Genomic DNA, 17,864 nt, shown 5'->3' with positions numbered 1-17,864 from the left:
TTTTGAGGTGTTAAAAATATCTTAAAATAGTGGAATGGAAATTGATGCAATATTAAATAACAATCAACCAAAACCACAAATTTTATGAATAAAAACATCATTGCCATTGCCATAGGAGCCTTAGGCTTTGTAATCGGTCTCGGCCTCCTGGGAAATGCAATCAAAAACAGAAATAAATCTGAGAATACCATTTCTGTTACCGGTCTGGGAACAAAACAGTTTACCTCGGATCTTATCACCTGGTCCGGAAGTTTTTCCAAGAATAATGCAGATCTGAAATCAGCGTATGATGAGCTGGCTCTCGACAGAAAAGTGATCAATGACTACCTGCTTTCAAAAGGAATCAGGCAAAACGAAATTGTATTTTCATCCGTAGATATTCAGAAACAGTTCAGAAGTTATAATGATGCAAACGGAAATTATGTACAGGGAGAATTCTCAGGCTACAACCTCACGCAAAAAGTATCTATTGAAAGTAAAGAGGTCGCCAAAATTGAAAATCTTTCCAGAAATATTACCGAAATTATCAATAGGGGGATTGAGTTCACCTCTTCTTCTCCGGCTTATTTCTATACCAAACTTGCCACTGTAAAACAGGAGATGATTGCCTCCGCTACAAAAGACGCCAAAGAACGAGCCGAGAAAATTGCAGAAAACTCAGGAAGCAGTCTGGGAAATCTTAAAAAAGCGACCATGGGAGTTATTCAGATTACGGCGCCGAATTCAAACGAAGATTATTCCTACGGCGGAACATTCAATACTTCCTCCAAAGAAAAAGAAGCGAGCATTACGATAAAACTTGAATATGAGGTGAATTAAAAATGAGTAATGGGAAATGAATAATCTGTAATTCGTGACACTTATTCTTATTTACCAAATGATTTGCTTTAACCTCCGCAATTCCTGAGAATTTAGAATGATCATATTCAATAGAATCGGGCTTTAGCCCGATTAATAAAAATAAAACCTTCCATTGGCTTTAGCCAAAACTTACACTGATATTTGAACAAAAATAAACGCCGGATCAATTCCGGCGTTGTATATTTTAAGGATAAACAGTAGTACAGATTTCGCTTTTCAGTTCCTCCACATTTTCAGGGGAATAATTAGCGAGTAACCATAAATTCAAAGACTGTTTGCCATCTCCATAACTTGGTTGAATATACGTAGTATCAATCAGCTCAAAACGATTTCTCTGATAAAAAGAATAACGTCTTTTAGCATCTTCATTCAATTCTGCAGGCTCAATTTCCAGGATGATTCTCGGATAGTTTTCTAACAGGTGATTCATAATATGAGATCCCAGTTTTTTACTTCTGAAGGCTTCGAACACCTCAAAATGCTCTACAAAAACAAATGAGCTAAGTTCCCATAAGATGAGGTAGCCAATGGTTTCAGATTCATCAACTACAGACATGAAACGGACTTTCGGATTTGAAAATAAATCTAAAAACTGTCCCTTATTTCTTTGCTCGTCTATAGGAAAAGTAGTGGTGTAAGAAGTATAGATTTCCTGAACTCTATGATCTTCAGCAGATGTAATCGGTAAAAATTCCATAATTTATAAATCAAAGACACTCGGCCTTCTGGTGATAAAAATATCTTTAATCCACAAAGTAAATGCCAAACCTAAATAAATCAGAAAGAAAAATCCGGCGGTGGCAAAAGTAGAGTAGATGAAGAAGATTCTTAATTTGGATACAGGAATTCCCAGTTTAGCCCCAGTTCTCGTCAGAACACCAAACCATTCTCTTTCCATTTTATGACGAATATTACTTAGCATTTCAAGATTCTTTTAAAAGTTTAAATCCAATACTGCAAGATAAGCAATTTTTTTCTTCACATGAATTTTTGTAGTGGTAAATCAGACTCTGAGTCTCCAGGGCATTGGTAATACTCAGCCCCATTTTTTTCCAGTTCTCTATAATTCCGTTTTTTTCAGCAGTAATATTTTTGTAAAGTTCTAAGATCTCTTCCGAAATTTCTTCGTTGTGATACCTGTGGTAGACATATTTTAATGGAAGAACCGTGTTCAGAATAATAAGATCTATAAAATCTTTACTCAGTGTTTTAGGCTGTAGTTTTGAAACCGTTCCGAAATTAAAATGAGAATCCCAGTATTCAGAAGCTTGTATAGGCTTAAATACTTCGTAAATCTGATCGGTATTTTGAACATTCATGATCTTTGAAAATAAGTTCTGATGCTGAAAATAAAGATGGGCCAGCTGAGAAAGACGGATGGTTGGAAAATTAGGGGGTCTCAGCCTTAAAAATTTAGGATGAAGCCTTATATCAGGAATCTTAAATTTAACCTTAATAAATTCAAATTCTCTTTTCCAGACCTTCATCTGATCATCCTCCGGGTGGTCAAGCCATCCCGAAATTCCAAATAACAAAGCTTCAAGCTGGAAAGGGTTCTGGCGGATTTTATTGACGATACTGTAATCGATACTTTCTGCGATCTGTCTGAAGATTGCAGCATTTACCTTCAAACCGAACGAATAGGCAAAACTGTGGAATAGAACGGCTTCAAAATTATTTTTATACCGGGCTAAACTCTGCTCAAGCTCAGTAGCCTTTTCGTCCAGTTTTTTCAGAATATTTCTCTCATGAAAATGGAGTGGAATTTTGTCTTTGTCAAAAATATTTTCACAGGCAATGAACTGGTTTCCATCGATGAGCTTTTCATATTTCCATACCACATTCTCATCAATATGATTTTTTAGTTCCAAAGCAGGAACGCTCTTTTCTGTAAGTTCGTTGATTTCGATGTCGTGTTGAAAGACGACATGCAGAATAATATTCTGATAATTGGGATCCTGGGAATGATGGTGAAAAATCCAGTCGGAGGAACGGACATGCAATTCTATGTTTCCAGCCAGTACAAGACCGTTGATTTTGATTTTAGCATCCAGAAAATCCGGGCCTGCATCTTTATTCCATTTTCCGAAGTTTAAGATCTCGACAGGATTACCCTCAATGTCCTTGAAGTCAAAATGTTTGAAAACCTTATAGTTCCAAAGATATTGAAGTAATTTTTCCGTCATAAGTGTGAAGATAAATATAAGAAAAAAGAATCTATACAGTTTAATTTTATAAGTAATTTTCTAGGGAGGTCTTTATTTTTACCGAGCCAAGGGTAATTGCTTTTTCTGGATTTGTTTAAGTCTTTAATTGGATTGAAAAATTACTAGATATGTAGTATTTTTTTAAAATAATTGAAGATGTAATTTTGAAATTTATTTTTTAATTAAAAAAACACAAAAAAATGGATAATAAAATGAAGAGAATTATCATTCTTCTCGGGGCCCTATTGTGCTCTGGTTCTGTATTTTCTCAAGTAGGTATTAATACTGTGTCTCCTGGGAGTATTCTGACTGTAAACGGATCTTTTTCATCTAATTACAGAGAAGTAACAACTAATACAACTTTAAGTATTTCCGATAGTTATGTAGCTTATGAAGGAAGTAGCGATGCTACTCTTACTCTTCCGGCAGCCATTAGCGGTAATGGTAATTTTAAAGGCCGTATTTACGGAATTAAAAATTCAAGCAGTTCGGTTGTCACAATTATGGCTAATGGTACAGAGCAGATAGATGGAGCCACTGATGTCTCTGCGGTAACCTTGCCACCTGGTTATTATGTAGAACTTATCAGCAAAGGGACCACAACAGGAACTACCTGGGAGCTTTCGATGTTTGTGAATACTACCATACCTACTATTACAAATGTAGTAAGTATTAACAGTGCAACACCACAGTCGGCTCTTGCTACAGCAACAACCAATGTCAATAGCAATACCTATACTACAATTCCCGGAAGCAGTGCATCTTTTGTTCTGTCTGGAGGTAAACCTATATTCTTAAATTATGCGCTTGGGCTGGATGATTTGACCACTGGCTCTTCTGTACCTCCTTATTTCCGATGTGAGATATATATTGATGGAGTTGCTACAGGTCTTTTTCAAATTGTGCAGGAAGTGAGTGTAGGCAGCCAGCTGCAGTTTAACCTTTCAGGAGTGCGAAGCCTTTCAGCAGGCCCCCACACTATTGATGTAAGGATCATCAGATGGTTCAATAATGGAATAGGGGCATCCACAAACCAAAATTTTGGAGTTCTTTCCCAAGTTCTAGATGCTGTATATATTAACTAATCGCCATAAACCATAAAACAGTAAATGATGTTAAGATTGATAAAAAATTTAATACTATTGCTTACAACGGCTGTGGCTTTTTCTGTAGGGAAAGCTCAGAATGTGGGGATAAATACTCAAAATCCGGGAAGCATAATGACCGTTAATGGTTCCTTTGCCGCTGATTATAAAATTGTAACAGCCAATACCACCTTAGGTATTTCTGATTATTATACAACCTATAATGGAAATAATGCAGGAACCATCAGTCTTCCTGCAGCTATTAACGGTGTAGGGAATTTCAAGGGACGTATATACTGTATTAAAAATACAAGTAATTCAGCACTTACTGTTTCAGCAAGCGGGGCAGAACTGCTTGATGACGGAACTTCTGATATACCTTCTATTATAGTACCCCCTGGCTATCATTTGAAACTTATAAGTAAAGGTACTGCTACTGGCAGTACATGGGAAGTATTTATGCTCACAAAAGGAAAAATGGATGCAATTCTACAGGTTTCCGGTACTCCCTATTCAGTAACTAAAGGAAGCGCCCCAGTGACCTATTTCAATGTAAACAGTAATGCTTATGCAGTAGTTTCTAATAGCAGCAGTACATTTACTTTGCCTGTATCCAAGCCTATCTTCTTAAGTTTTGGATTGGGAATAGATGAATCAGGGTTAGGTTCCGGACGAACTCCATATCTTCGTTGTGAACTGTTTATTGATGGGGTAGCAACAGGACTTTATCAAATTGTACAGGAATTTTCCGACGGGTTTCAGTTACGGTTTAATATTTCAGGAGTACGTACATTGTCTGCAGGAGAGCATACTATTGACGCAAGAATCATACGATGGTATAATAGTGGTATAGGGGCTTCAACCAATCAAAGTCTTGGAACACTTTCCGTTAATTTTGATGCGGTATACCTGAATTAATCTAAAAGTCTCATGAGATCATATTATTTATAAAGAACTATAATTTTATGACTTCATCTTTTATACAGATATAAAAAACGGTCTCATTATATTGTAATGAGACCGTTTTTTTTGAAAATTTGCTATAATGATTAATTATGCTTTCGTAAGCTCATTCTTAAAATTTTCTATAGTTGTTCTGTACATCTTCTCATAAATAGGAAGAATGTTTTTCAAATCGAATTTTATAGCCTGATCTTTCGCATTCTGCTTCATTTTGACTAAAAGTTCATCATTGCTCAATAGTTTGATGGTATAGTTACTCATAGCTTCCACATTTCCTATTTCTGCAAGATAACCGGTCTCGCCCTGAATGTTTACTTCAGGAATTCCCCCTGCATTCGAGCTGATCACAGGAGTGTAGGCGGCCATCGCTTCCAATGCTGCCAAGCCGAAACTTTCCTGTTCCGATGGAAGAAGAAATACATCCGAAAGCTGCAAAATTTTATAAAGATCATTGACTTTCCCCAGAAGACGGATTTTTGAAATAAGCTCAGGATTTTCTTCCAAAAACTGATTCACTTTTTCCATATCAGGACCTTCACCAATGATGATCAATTTAGATTTTACCTTTTTCTCTACATTTTTAAAGATTTGAAGAACTTCATCCACACGTTTTACAGGACGTAAGTTGGATACGTGAATCAGGATTTTTTCATCCGGATTGGCAAACTGTGTTCTCTGGCACTCAGAGCAGTCGTCAAATTCAGAATTATCAATGAAATTGGTAATCACCTGAATTTCTTTTTTGATGTTGAAAAACTGAAGTGTATCTTTTTTCAGACTTTCAGAAACTGAAGTAATAGCGTCAGACTGGTTGATCGAAAATTCTACCGCATGCTTATAACTCGGGTGCTGACCTACAAGAGTAATATCCGTACCGTGTAGAGTGGTTACCAGCGGAATGTCGTTATTATCTTCCTTAAGCATTTGCTTTGCTGTAAATGCTGCATACGCATAAGGGATGGCATAATGGGCATGTAACAGGTCCAGTTTATAAAGATTGACAACCCTGTAGATCATAGAACTTAACGCAATATCATAAGGTTGATACTGGAAAAGAGGGTAGGTCTGAACATTCACTCGGTGAAAGAAAATATTAGGATTGGTAATGTCCAGCCTTGCCGGAAGTGCAGAGCTGATGAAGTGAACTTCATACCCTTTATTGGCAAGGGACATTCCTAGTTCTGTTGCTACAATTCCGCTTCCTCCATAGGTTGGATAGCAAAGTATGCCTATTTTCATTAGATTATTGTTGTTTTGATGTTGTGTTATTGGGGATTTGCTGAGGGAGCTGCATTAAGATCCATTCCTATTCCTGGCTTCAGCTGTTCATTGACCAATACGGGAAGTCTTCCCCATATTTTTGTTTTACCATTTAATGCGTCAGCTGTTGCATTCATAGAATCATCGTTGTTTTCGTAAGAAACAAGAACGGTTGACACTTTGGAGATGTCAATATCTTTTAATGCATATGCACTTCCGAATACATTTAGAATTACATTTTGATTTTTAGCCAGATCAGCAAGTACTTTTTTAGATTCCGGAGAGATCTTATAAGGCTTGTAAGCTGTTGAGTTATCCTTATGGAAACCTACGAGGACAGTAGAGCCGGAAGGAATTGTATTGATCTCATTAGCTTTTTTAAGGGTTACATTCGTTCCCAGTCTGTTGGCAAAAGTCTGATAAGGTGCTTCTTCCAAAGGAACATAATAAACCTGTTTTCCAGATATAGGAAGCAATTTTTTATCGTTCTTTAATAGAGTTAGTGCGTTTGCATAAAGATTCTGAACCAATACTTTATGAGAATCGTTATTCAGATCAGCATTGATGTTGTCCGGATTTTTTGGAGTGTATTGGGTAAGTCCCAGGAAATATTTTGTCAGTAAAATTTTCTTTACACTTTCTTCCACTCTTGACTGGGGAATTTCTTTGTTATCAATAGCTTTCTGAATCAGTTTTTTTCCTTCAGAAACACCCTGTGAGAAAAGCATTATATCATTTCCTGCTTTAAAGGCCATAGCATCCAGTTCTCCGGGTTTGTACTTGTTTGCTACAGCGCCCATGTTTAGGGCATCTGTAATGATCAAACCTTTATAGCCTAATTTCTCTTTCAGCAATCCTGTAATAATGTTTTTAGAAACAGAAGCCGGAATTCCTTTTCCTGATTCTAAACTAGGAACATATAAATGAGCCACCATTACTCCACCGATTCCTTTATTCATCAAAGCTTTGAATGGAGCCAGTTCTATTGTGTTGAGCCTGTCCATATTGTGGGAAACCACCGGAAGATCCAGGTGAGAGTCTGTACTTGTGTCACCATGCCCCGGGAAATGCTTGATGGCGGCTAAAATATTGTTATCCTGCAACCCGTTAGAGTAGGATAGGGCCGAACTGATCACATTATCTACCTCAGAACCAAAACTTCTGTTTCCGATAATAGGGTTGTTGGGATTGGTATTGACATCTACTACAGGTGCAAAATCCCAATTGATTCCCATTCTGTGGCAGTCTTCAGCTATTTTTGCAGACATCTGGTACACGAGATTCTTATCCTGAATAGCACCTAACGTCATCGCCCACGGAAATTTATGAGCCTTAGCAATTCTCTGAAACAGTCCCCATTCCGCATCCATCCCGATCATCAAAGGAATCTTTGATTTTTGTTGGAATTCATTGACCAGGTTGATTTCCCTTGCCGCATCATCCTGCATCAGAATAAGACCCCCGATCTTATCATTTGTAACAATATTTCTTACCTGGCTGATATAGTCTTCTCCCTTATTGGTATACAGAGCAACAATGAAAAGCTGTCCTAGTTTTTCTTCCTGAGAAAGATTCTTATAAGTTTTATCAACCCATTGCTGAGCCTTTTTTAAATCTTCTTTGGAAGCATTTTTAGGTTGATACTGAGCGTTCACCTTAGGACTTATCAATGCAACAATAAAGAGTGAAGTATATACTAATTTCCTCATGACTTTTTGAATAAGAACAAAAATACGATTAAAAAAATGACGAAAACAATGTTTTTGAGATTTTTGGTATATGATTTGAATACGCAATATAAATAATAACTAAACATTTATAGAAATGAAAAAAATTCTTCCATTTATATTACTCGCCGGTATCGGTTTCTTATCTTATAGCTGTGACAGAAGTGATGATGTAGTTGTACAAAATCCAGGTACAGATAGTGATACTGTTCCGTTGATGAAAGACGTGAATGTTTCTTTAAACAGTTCAAATAATTATGCACACGTTGAATTACTTAACATTAACACTACTGATGTAGTACTGGTTTACAGAAAAGACCCTACTGCAAATAATGCATGGCAATTGGTTCCTAAGACTTATTACCTTGCTAATAACAGAGAATTAGAATATAATTTCCTATTCAATTCTCAGAAAGTAGAGATCTTCACTGAAGGAGTGGCTCCGGCTACCTTAACTTCTGCGGAAGCTAACACCTATTTAAATAACCAGACTTTCAGAATTGTTTTGGTTTTTGCTAATGCTGGTAAGACAGCAGGTAAAAATGCAGCTGCAGCTAAGCCTAATATAGATTACAGTGACTACAATGCAGTAGCAAAATATTACAATCTTGATGAAAGTAAGGTACAGACAGTCAATGTGAAATAATTAAGAAATATCTTTTCAGTTTTTTATAATTAAAGAAAGCTCCGGGGGAAACCTCGGGGCTTTTGATTTTTTGATAAATAGGTAGCCGGAATGATCAGGAGCTAGTAAAGATTATAATAAATAGCTGATCAGAGGGAGGTGAAATATTTTTTTGAATTAAAATGAAATAGAAAATAGTGGTATTGAATTATTGATCTCCATTATTATCAATAGGAACGGGCTTTAGCCCGTTCATTCATATATAAAAAATCCATTGGCTTCAGCCAAAACCTATATTATATATTTTGTAGGATTGGCCCCTGTCTTATGGCGGATGGATGCAAATAAAAAAGCCTCAGAAAATCTGAAGCTTTTGTTTTATCTAGTTATCATTGCCATCCAACAGATGTCCAAAGAAATCTTTTTTTGTTTGCAGGTATCCTTTGCTTATTTCGTTCGCAGGAATCTGTAGCGGTACCCTTGAATTGAGGTGAATGTTACTGTCTACTACATATTTTACCTTTTCGGGATTATTGGTAAGCAGATTGATGTCTTTTACATCCAATAGGTTAAGGATCTCGATTGCTACTCCAAAGTTTCTATCATCAGCAGGAAGTCCCAGTTCGAGATTAGCCTGTACTGTATCCAGTCCTTTTTCCTGTAGAGAGTAAGCCTTAAGCTTGTTGATGATCCCGATATTTCTTCCTTCCTGACGGAGATAGATAATAATCCCGCCATTTTCATGGATGTATTTCATGGCAGCATCAAGCTGCTGACCGCATTCACATTTTTTTGAATGGAAAACTTCTCCGGTAATACATTCAGAATGGAAACGGACGTTCACAGGTTTTGTAAAATCCGTATTTTCTGCGACAATAGCCATGTGGGGCATCCAGTCGTTTTCATTTTCGGAGAAAGCTATCATTCGGAAAGTACCGTGTTCTGTGGGAACATTGGCTTCCGCCTGAATTTTAATCATTGATTGTTCAATTAGTTTTTTAACTTCCTGGTAAAGCATCTTCAATAACAGAAATGTTGGTTTTCAAACGAACCAAATACCTGTTGAGAACTTCGTCGTCATCTTTGCCCAGACTTTGTCTTTGCTTTTGAATTTTCTTGTACGATTTTTCGAAGCTTGTAAGTGCCCTTTTCTTTCCTGTAGAATTGTTGGCATCAATAGCATATAAATAATTCTGAAGGCTATATTTCAAATTGGTAATCTCATCATTCAGCCCGTTGTTTTTAAACTTGGGAAAAGTAGAGATGATGTTTGAAATTTCAGAAGCATTTACATTCTCTTTGATATTGATATTAAAATTCTTTTTTGAACTTCGGTCAGAATCAGAACCCTTAGTATCACTATAAAAGTTATTTGACAGCGGAGAAAGGTTAAGCTTTTCCGTTGCGCAGGAAGATGTTAGTATAATAAGTACTCCAAAAAAAACTAGTCTTTTCATTTTTGTTGCCCTTTTTGATAAAGGATTGGGTTAAGACTTTCATCGTTATACATTTTCATTTGTTTGTATACCTTCATCTTAACATTACCGTTTTCAATATCAGCAAGCAACTGATCTATAGAAGTTGATAGGTCCTCTTTCTGAGTAAGCAGTACATCCAGTTTAGCCTGGCAGTTGTTTCTGTGTTCTTCAGAAGCAGATTCTCTATTGGCTTCTAATGACATATGATAAACCTTTAGTGCAAGAATTGATAATCTGTCCACTGCCCAGGCGGGAGTTTCCGTATTGATCTTTGCTTCAGGTTTTGGAGTTGTATTTTCAAACTTATTAAGGAACCAGCTGTCAATGTATTCCACCAGGTCAGTTCTTTTCTGATTGGAGGCGTCTATTGTTCTCTTGAGTTGAAGAGCTTCAGCCGGATCAATATTTTCATCTCTAATAATATCTTCCAGATGCCATTGAACGGTATCAATCCAGTTCTTTGCATACAAAATCCGTTCCAAACTGTCTTTTTCGAACGGGTTATTAATTAGAGTGTTAACGTCATCAGACACGTGATAGTCTTCAATAGATTGATTGAAGACTTTCCATGCAGTCTCAGTAAATTTCATTAATTCTCGGTAATTTTAGTTGCTTGAAGAATTATTGTCGGTAGAAGATGTCTTCTTTTCAGAACCTGGTTTGTCTTCTTCCTTTACAGCATCTTTAAATTCCTTGATTCCTGAACCTACTCCTCTCATTAATTCAGGGATTTTCTTTCCTCCAAAAAGCATCACTAAAACGATCGCTACGATAAGGATGTGTTGCCAAGATATGGCAAGTATTGTTAGTGTATTCATCTCTTAAAATTTTTGCAAAGTTACACTTTTTTTAATATGAAATCCAACCTAATGGATCAACAGGGGTACTTCCGTTCCATACTTGGAAATCAAGGGTATAAGCGCCGTCAAAATCCTGAGCTACTGTACCCACAGGAGTTCCTGAAGAAACCTGCTGTCCCTTGGAAACACTTACACTTCCTAAGTTGGAATAGATTGTAAAATAGCTTCCATGTTTGATGATAACGGTCTTTGTTCCGTCATTATTGGCCAATACAGAAGATACTGATCCCGGGAACACAGATTTTGCTCTTGTCCCTGAAGGCACGGAAATTTTAATACCGTTATTTTCTTCCGTAATATTTTTGAATACCGGGTGCGGCTGTCTTCCGAAACGGTGAGTGATCTGTCCCGCTCTGTCTGCAGGGTACCCCAATCTACCTCTGTTGTCGGCAAAGTTGTTCCCAGATGCTGTAGAAACCCCATAGCTTGTCATGGCTTTGGTTTCAGCAGCTTTTTTCTCTTCTTCTTTTCTCTTGGCAAGGGCTGCTTCTGCGGCTCTTGCAGCAGCTAATTTATCAGCAGCTTCTTTAGCCTTGGCATTGGCTTCATCGGAGGCTTTCTTAGCAGCCAGTTTTCTGGCTTCATCTCGGGCATTAGCTTCTGCTCTGGCAGCCTCTTCATTACGTTTTCTTTCTTCTTCAGCTCTTTTTGCAGCCAGCTCAGCAGCTCTTTTTGCTTCAGCTTCAGCCAGTTTTCTTTCTCTTTCAAGAGCTTCTGCTCTTGCTTTGGCCTCAGCTTCAATTCTTGCTTTTTCTCTTTCAGCAGCAATTTTGGCTAAACGGATTTTTTCAGCTTCTGCCTTTTTTCTTGCTTCTTCCTCTGCCTTTGCTATTCTGATCTCTTCAGCGATGATCGCTCTGATCTGGCCTTCAATAACTTTATTCTGTGCCTGTTTCTGCTTTAATTCAGCAGTAAGTTTAGACTCATTCTTTTTAAAATCAGCTACCAGCTGTTCTTTTTGTGCCCTTTCTGCATTGATGGTAGCCAGATCTTTCTGTTGATTGACCAAAAGATTTTCCTTCTCCTTTACAGAGCTCTGTCTTTGGGAAATTGTTTTTTTGATCTGATTGGCTGCATTGGAAATTTCAGCGGCTTTTTTATCCTGATAATCCGAATACTGTTTTAGATATTGTACTCTTCGGATCGCCTCGCCCATGTTTTTAGCTGAAAGGATGAAGGTTACTTTGTTCTGTACCCCTTTATTTTTATAAGCATTTACCAGGACCTCAGCATAGTTCTTTCTCAGAACTGCCAGTTCTTTATTCTGGCGGTTAATTTCAAGTTGTTTCAGATAGATGTCATCTTCAATAAATCTCTTTTCTTTTTGAGTATTGTTGTAGACCTTTTCTCTTAAGACTAACTTTTGATTAACGCTGGTAAGGTAGGCTATAGAAAGTTTAGATTCGCTTCTTGTTTTAGCTAAATCTGTATTTATTTGTGCAATTTGTTTTTTAAGTTCGGCATTCTGCTTCTGCAGCTGTTCCTTCTTCTGCTGTCCCTGGTGCAGTCCGAACATAAGAACACCTATTAAAAAGCTAAATTTTTTAATCATTTAATCTCTATTTTCTTATAACTGGATGGTACAGAATAAGGTGTTTCCATCCTCGAAAAGTCAAATTTCGTATTTTCCAGTAAGATTTGACTAGATTTTGAACCTTTTATAATTATTTTAACATTTTTTGGAAGACGTATTCCGTTGAACTCCTCCCAGTCACTATAAGAAATTTCCAGTTCGTCTGAAGAAAGAATATCTTTCAGATTGACACTTAATAAATCGTAATTGGTATCATATTGCAGGACGATTTTATACTCTCTCTGTTTCTCATCCGTTACAATTTTCTGATTGACGTTGGAAACCATTTTATACCCCTGAGCATTTTGAGTCAGAGTAAACTGTGAATCATTGATCTTTACAAATGTTCGCCCCAGTAAGATTTTTTCGAGTGCTTTGTAATCAATGAAATTGACATTCAGTAAATTGTTGAGGTAATCAAAATCAGAATCGATATAAGTCTTGTTGATTTTATCTTGTCCCTTTATGCCTTCCGGAGTTGCAATTCCTCTGGCAGCATTGATGAAAAGGGCTCTCAGATTCATCCATACCTTTTTGTCGTTTTCAATATAGATGGTAGCATCCAGAGTGGGAACATAGCTTCCTGTTTCTACACGTACTTTACTGTCAATCTTGATCTGGTCAAATTTTGGAGGAACCACTACATGTTCGAAGAAAGTGAATTTGTCTCTCACCGGTTCATTTACATCTTTTGGATTTCTGTTGTCTTCTGCTGTTCTGATGCTGTCCCGTGTATTGGTAGTGTCATTTTTGGCACCGGTGCGGGTTTTACAGGATGATAAAGCAAGAAGCAATAAAAAGAGTGGTATCCAATTTTTCATGTATTTATCTTTTGATTTAAAAAAATCGTGCAATATTAACGCCAAACCACACAAATTGTTTTGTGTGGTTTGATTATATCTTGTTTAAGTTAAAGAATTTCCGGTCTTATTTATTTAGAAAGAAAATCTAAAACAGAGTAGTCTCCCAAAGAAATTTCTCTGGCTACCCCGAAATATTGAGCAGAATTACCGATCATAGAATTGGAAAGGTTTCCATGATTGATTCTTGTATTTTCCTGAATCAGGGAATTCTCGATATTAGAATTTACTACCGTAGTATTGTTACCCAATGAAACACCAGGTCCTACTTTAGAATTGGAAATCTTTACATTCTCCCCGATGAAACAAGGCTGGATGATCAAAGAATTCTCAATTACTGCCGAAGCTGGGTAGTGGGTCATTTCCTCTCTTTCATATTCAAGAATCTTGCTGTTGGTTTCTACTGTTGCATTTTTGTTACCACAGTCCATCCAGTCATTTACTTTTCCCAGAGTAAACTTAGCTCCTTTTGCTCTCAGGTTTTCCAAAGCAGTAGTCAGCTGATATTCGCCTCCGTTTTTAATATTATTTTCCATAATATAGTTGATCTCATCCATCAGCTTTTCAGCGCTGTTGAAATAATAGATTCCGATGATGGCAAGATCAGAAACGAAAGTCTGCGGTTTTTCAACAAAATCAGTGATGAAACCGTAGTTGTCTAATTTTACAACCCCGAATGCAGAAGGATCTTCCACACTTTTTACCCAGATCACTCCATCTGAGTTTTTATCTAATTGGAAATCGGCACGGAATAAGGTATCTGCGAAAGCAATCACCACATCTCCCTGCATAGACTGCTCGGCACACTTGATGGCATGGGCAGTTCCAAGAGGGTCATTCTGATAATATATGCTTCCTTTTGCTCCAAGCTTTTCAGCAATCTGAATAAGGGATCTTTCGATCTCAGGTCCAAAGTCTCCGATGATAAATGCTACTTCTTCAATTTTTTCTCCTGCAACCTTAGCAATATCTTCCACCAATCTCTGTACAATAGGTTTACCAGCGATAGGAATAAGTGGTTTTGGAACGGTCAATGTATGTGGACGTAGTCTGGATCCGCGTCCAGCCATAGGAACAATAATTTTCATAGATGATATAACGATGTTTTTTGTTTAAATGTAGTTTATTTTTTTTGCTAAATATAGTAATTTAAATGCCTTTAAGACATAATACTTATCATGGTTAGAGTCTTTGTTTGCTGTTGTAAGGTATAATTATTATCAAAAGAGGGACCAAAGGTTATGACCTTTTCAGGATTTTGGATACGATGGCTTTTTCTTTAAAAGCGACAAGACCAAGGAATAAGATCAGGAATAGATTTCCTACCAGATAATTGGTTCTGAACTCATAAAAAGAAAGGAGTGAAAAAGTAATCGTGAAAACCAGATACATGGCAATCTTACCCGTATTATAATGAATAGGGTATTGCTTCTGGCCCCAGACATAGGAGATAACCATCATAGACATAAAGGTGATCAGAGCTGCCATAGCACTTGCCCAATATCCATAGGTTGGAATAAACAGGAAGTTGATCAGGATCGTAATACAAGCACCAATTACTGAAATATACAGTCCTACGCGTGTCTGATCGGATAGTTTATACCAAATGGAAAGGTTAAGATAGATTCCCAGAAACAGAGCTCCCAGCATTACAAAAGGAATGATTTCAATTCCTTCATAATAAAGAGGATTCCTCAGATATTTTTCAGAGATCCACTGAAGATTGACCATCAGCCCCATATAAATGATACAGCTGCATATGACGAAAACATCCATCAGGACGGCATAGGTCTTATGAGAATCTTTATTTTTAAAACTTGAAAAGAAATAAGGTTCAATTCCTAATTGATAGGCCTGTCTGAAAACTGTAATAAAAGTGGCGATTTTATATACCGCTCCATACACTCCAATCTGGTGGCGGGCTTCTTCTTCAGGCAACAGATATTTCAGGAACTGTCTGTCCAGCGTTTGATTGACAATCCCTGCAAGTCCTGCAATCATAACCGGCCAGGAGTAATTCATAATTCTTTTCCATAAACCGAAATCAAATTTCGAAATGCTGAAACTGAAGAATTCTTTCCCCACAATTAAAAGTGTGATGATACTCTGAATAAGGTTGGCCACAAAAACATAGCCTACCCCAAAATCGGGATTATATTTTAAGCCTAAAATTCCTTCAGGATGATTGGGAAGCCATCTTATAAAAAAGATCACCAGCAAAAAATAAACCAGAGATCCTGCTACCTTAGACAGCATATATTTAAAAGGTTTCCCCTGAAGCCTCAATATTGCCGATGGAATGGTAGAAAAAGCATCCAAAGAAAGGATAAAGAGAAAGATGATAAGGTAATTGACCTGATCAGGTGTTTCAAAGGCCTGTGCCAGCTGAAACCTGAATACGTATCCCAGAATAAGATAGATCAGCCCCATGCTGATGATACTCACCGAACAGGTAGAAATTAATGTTTTTTTATCAATATTTTCTTCCTGAGCAAATCGGAAAAAAGAAGTTTCCATACCATGGGTGAGCAATACGGTGATCACTCCCGCTATGGAATACCAGTCTACAAATGGCGATGAAGCTGCCGGCCCGAAGGCCTTTGTCACGATTGGCGCAATAATGAATGGGAAGATACGGACCAATACAGAACTGAGTCCATATACCGCTGTCTGCCCAAATAATTTCTTATACAATTCGAAAAATTTTATGCAAATGTAAATATTTAGAAATTGATTTGTAACGGGTGATATTAAAATTCATTCATAAACCTTAATTTTGCTTTTTAGAAGCTAGATATTAGATGTTAGAATTTAATAATTTCATTTTTTAACTTAAAATCGCTCTAGTTTCTGGTATCTAATCTAATTTCTAAAAAGTAAAATGAAAATCCTTATCAAAAATGTAAATATCGTCAACGAAGGCAGAGTCTTTGAGAGCGATGTCTTAATAGAAAACGATGTAATTGCTGCCATTGGTACAGCTATTTCTGAAGAAGCAGATCAGATCATTGATGGTTCCGGAAAATATCTTCTTCCGGGAGTGATTGATGATCAGGTACATTTTCGTGAGCCGGGTCTTACGCATAAAGGAGACATTGAAAGTGAATCCAGGTCTGCCATAGCTGGAGGGATCACCAGTTTTATCGATCAGCCCAATACCGTGCCGAATGCGGTTACTCAGGAATTGCTGGCTGATAAATATGAAATTGGAGCTCAAAAAGCTTATGCCAATTATGGTTTCATGATGGGAGGTACCAATGATAATCTTGAAGAGGTTTTAAAGACCAATCCAAGAAATGTTCCGGGAATTAAGTTGTTCCTGGGCTCATCCACAGGAAATATGCTGGTAGATAATCCGGAAACCCTTGAAAATATTTTCAGTAACACCAAAATGCTGATCGCCGTTCACTGTGAAGATGAAGCAACCATCAGAGCCAATACCCAAAAGTACATCGATGAATACGGAGAAGATATTCCGGTAAAGTTTCACCATTTGATCCGAAGTGAAGAAGCGTGCTATAAATCTTCTTCCAAAGCGGTAGAACTTGCTCAGAAAACAGGAGCGAGACTTCACGTTTTCCACCTTTCGACAGCAAAGGAAATGGAACTTTTCAGAAATGATATTCCTTTAAAAGATAAAAAAATCACAGCTGAGGTTTGTGTTCATCACTTGACTTTCACTAATGAAGATTATGAAACAAGAGGTGGTTTGATCAAATGGAATCCTGCAGTAAAAACACAGAAAGATAAGGACGGACTTTGGGAAGCTCTTCTGGATGACAGAATTGATGTAATTGCTACAGACCATGCTCCTCATACGGCGGAAGAAAAGAATAATGTGTATACAAAATGCCCGTCAGGAGCCCCATTGGTACAGCATTCATTAGTAGTAATGCTTGAAAATTATAAAAACGGTAAAATTTCCCTAGAAAAAATCGTGGAGAAAATGTGCCACAATCCTGCCATCCTTTTCAGAGTGGAAAAAAGAGGTTTCGTGCGAGAAGGATATAAAGCTGATCTTGTATTGGTAGACCTGAATGCAGACTGGACGGTTTCCAAAGACAATATCCTGTACAAATGCGGATGGAGCCCATTAGAAGGAATGAACTTCCATTCTAAGGTAACCCATACGTTTGTGAACGGTCATCTGGTATATGATAACGGAGTCATTGCTGAGGAGAAGTTTGGAGAACGTTTGCTTTTTGAAGTAGAGTAATTTAGGGCGAAAAGGCGAAAATGTAAAACGGCTAAATCGTAAAATAGTCTCCTGTTTACAGCTGGAGGTCATCATAAGAATTCAATAGAAGCGGGCTTTAGCCCGCTTTCTTTATTTTAAAACTTCCATTGGCTTTAGCCAAAACTTAT

General features: G+C 37.3%; 18 protein-coding genes. 5 read left to right on the top strand and 13 right to left on the bottom strand.

The features are described 5' to 3' along the window. Positions 1–84 precede the first annotated feature (84 nt). The gene (locus AC106K_RS26270; protein WP_482448580.1) at positions 85–819 is read left to right on the top strand and encodes an SIMPL domain-containing protein; all 735 of its coding nucleotides are present in this window, start codon (positions 85–87) and stop codon (positions 817–819) included. Between the two features lie 226 nt (positions 820–1,045). Here the strand turns inward: AC106K_RS26270 and AC106K_RS26265 are convergent, their stop codons facing one another. Genes AC106K_RS26265 through AC106K_RS26255 form a run of 3 tightly spaced genes read right to left on the bottom strand, consistent with a single transcriptional unit; the run spans position 1,046 to position 3,047 of the window. Further along, positions 1,046–1,558 (bottom strand): GNAT family N-acetyltransferase, encoded by a 513-nt coding sequence (locus AC106K_RS26265; protein ID WP_482448578.1) that lies wholly within the window; start codon positions 1,556–1,558, stop codon positions 1,046–1,048. A gap of 3 nt (positions 1,559–1,561) precedes the next feature. Next, positions 1,562–1,783: a PspC family transcriptional regulator gene (locus AC106K_RS26260; protein WP_034695702.1), complete on the bottom strand. Its 222-nt coding sequence runs from the start codon at positions 1,781–1,783 to the stop codon at positions 1,562–1,564. 1 nt (position 1,784) lies between these two features. Then, positions 1,785–3,047: a DUF2851 family protein gene (locus tag AC106K_RS26255; protein WP_482448576.1), complete on the bottom strand. Its 1,263-nt coding sequence runs from the start codon at positions 3,045–3,047 to the stop codon at positions 1,785–1,787. Positions 3,048–3,280: 233 nt separating this feature from the next. Between AC106K_RS26255 and AC106K_RS26250 the strand changes: the two genes are divergently transcribed. Together AC106K_RS26250 and AC106K_RS26245 are read left to right on the top strand one after the other, a co-directional pair. Next, positions 3,281–4,153, top strand: coding sequence for a hypothetical protein (locus AC106K_RS26250; protein ID WP_482448574.1), 873 nt, complete (start codon positions 3,281–3,283; stop codon positions 4,151–4,153). A 57-nt stretch (positions 4,154–4,210) separates the two neighbouring features. Then, the gene (locus AC106K_RS26245; protein WP_482448572.1) at positions 4,211–5,071 is read left to right on the top strand and encodes a hypothetical protein; all 861 of its coding nucleotides are present in this window, start codon (positions 4,211–4,213) and stop codon (positions 5,069–5,071) included. A gap of 135 nt (positions 5,072–5,206) precedes the next feature. On the opposite strand, the gene bshA is transcribed toward AC106K_RS26245, so the two are convergent. Together bshA and AC106K_RS26235 are read right to left on the bottom strand one after the other, a co-directional pair. Next, positions 5,207–6,355 (bottom strand): N-acetyl-alpha-D-glucosaminyl L-malate synthase BshA, encoded by a 1,149-nt coding sequence (gene bshA, locus AC106K_RS26240; RefSeq protein ID WP_482448571.1) that lies wholly within the window; start codon positions 6,353–6,355, stop codon positions 5,207–5,209. A gap of 26 nt (positions 6,356–6,381) precedes the next feature. Continuing rightward, a complete protein-coding gene (locus AC106K_RS26235; protein WP_482448569.1) occupies positions 6,382–8,085 on the bottom strand; it encodes a glycoside hydrolase family 3 protein in 1,704 nt (567 codons plus the stop codon). A gap of 115 nt (positions 8,086–8,200) precedes the next feature. Here AC106K_RS26235 and AC106K_RS26230 point away from each other — a divergent pair, with 115 nt between their 5' ends. Continuing rightward, complete coding sequence (locus AC106K_RS26230) at positions 8,201–8,749, top strand: hypothetical protein (protein WP_482448568.1); 549 nt, start codon at positions 8,201–8,203, stop codon at positions 8,747–8,749. 361 nt (positions 8,750–9,110) lie between these two features. On the opposite strand, the gene ribA is transcribed toward AC106K_RS26230, so the two are convergent. The 8 genes from ribA to AC106K_RS26190 all read right to left on the bottom strand — a co-directional run bounded on the left by ribA (position 9,111) and on the right by AC106K_RS26190 (position 16,193). Further along, complete coding sequence (gene ribA / locus AC106K_RS26225) at positions 9,111–9,707, bottom strand: GTP cyclohydrolase II (RefSeq protein WP_482448567.1); 597 nt, start codon at positions 9,705–9,707, stop codon at positions 9,111–9,113. Between the two features lie 19 nt (positions 9,708–9,726). Continuing rightward, positions 9,727–10,185: a hypothetical protein gene (locus AC106K_RS26220; protein ID WP_482448566.1), complete on the bottom strand. Its 459-nt coding sequence runs from the start codon at positions 10,183–10,185 to the stop codon at positions 9,727–9,729. Continuing rightward, a complete protein-coding gene (locus AC106K_RS26215) occupies positions 10,182–10,796 on the bottom strand; it encodes a DUF4254 domain-containing protein (RefSeq protein WP_482448564.1) in 615 nt (204 codons plus the stop codon). Before AC106K_RS26215 ends, AC106K_RS26220 begins: the two co-directional genes overlap by 4 nt. A gap of 15 nt (positions 10,797–10,811) precedes the next feature. Next, entirely contained in the window at positions 10,812–11,024 is a 213-nt protein-coding gene (locus AC106K_RS26210; protein ID WP_482448563.1) for a Sec-independent protein translocase subunit TatA/TatB, read from the bottom strand. Between the two features lie 31 nt (positions 11,025–11,055). Further along, entirely contained in the window at positions 11,056–12,618 is a 1,563-nt protein-coding gene (locus tag AC106K_RS26205) for a murein hydrolase activator EnvC family protein (RefSeq protein WP_482448562.1), read from the bottom strand. After that, positions 12,615–13,460 carry a lipoprotein insertase outer membrane protein LolB1 gene (gene lolB1 / locus AC106K_RS26200; protein ID WP_482448561.1) on the bottom strand — a complete coding sequence of 282 codons (846 nt, stop codon included), beginning with the start codon at positions 13,458–13,460 and terminating at the stop codon, positions 12,615–12,617. The genes AC106K_RS26205 and lolB1 overlap by 4 nt, the downstream gene beginning before the upstream one ends. Before the next feature lie 110 nt (positions 13,461–13,570). Further along, the gene (locus AC106K_RS26195) at positions 13,571–14,587 is read right to left on the bottom strand and encodes a sugar phosphate nucleotidyltransferase (RefSeq protein ID WP_482448560.1); all 1,017 of its coding nucleotides are present in this window, start codon (positions 14,585–14,587) and stop codon (positions 13,571–13,573) included. A 151-nt stretch (positions 14,588–14,738) separates the two neighbouring features. After that, complete coding sequence (locus AC106K_RS26190; protein ID WP_482448559.1) at positions 14,739–16,193, bottom strand: lipopolysaccharide biosynthesis protein; 1,455 nt, start codon at positions 16,191–16,193, stop codon at positions 14,739–14,741. 187 nt (positions 16,194–16,380) lie between these two features. On the opposite strand from AC106K_RS26190, the gene AC106K_RS26185 reads away from it, so the two are divergent. Further along, the gene (locus AC106K_RS26185; RefSeq protein ID WP_482448558.1) at positions 16,381–17,715 is read left to right on the top strand and encodes a dihydroorotase; all 1,335 of its coding nucleotides are present in this window, start codon (positions 16,381–16,383) and stop codon (positions 17,713–17,715) included. Positions 17,716–17,864 lie beyond the last annotated feature (149 nt).

It is taken from the genome of Chryseobacterium sp. FR048, assembly GCF_056844665.1.
The sequence above is the reverse complement of the archived record's forward strand: the minus strand, read 5'-3'. Positions and strand labels throughout refer to the sequence as shown.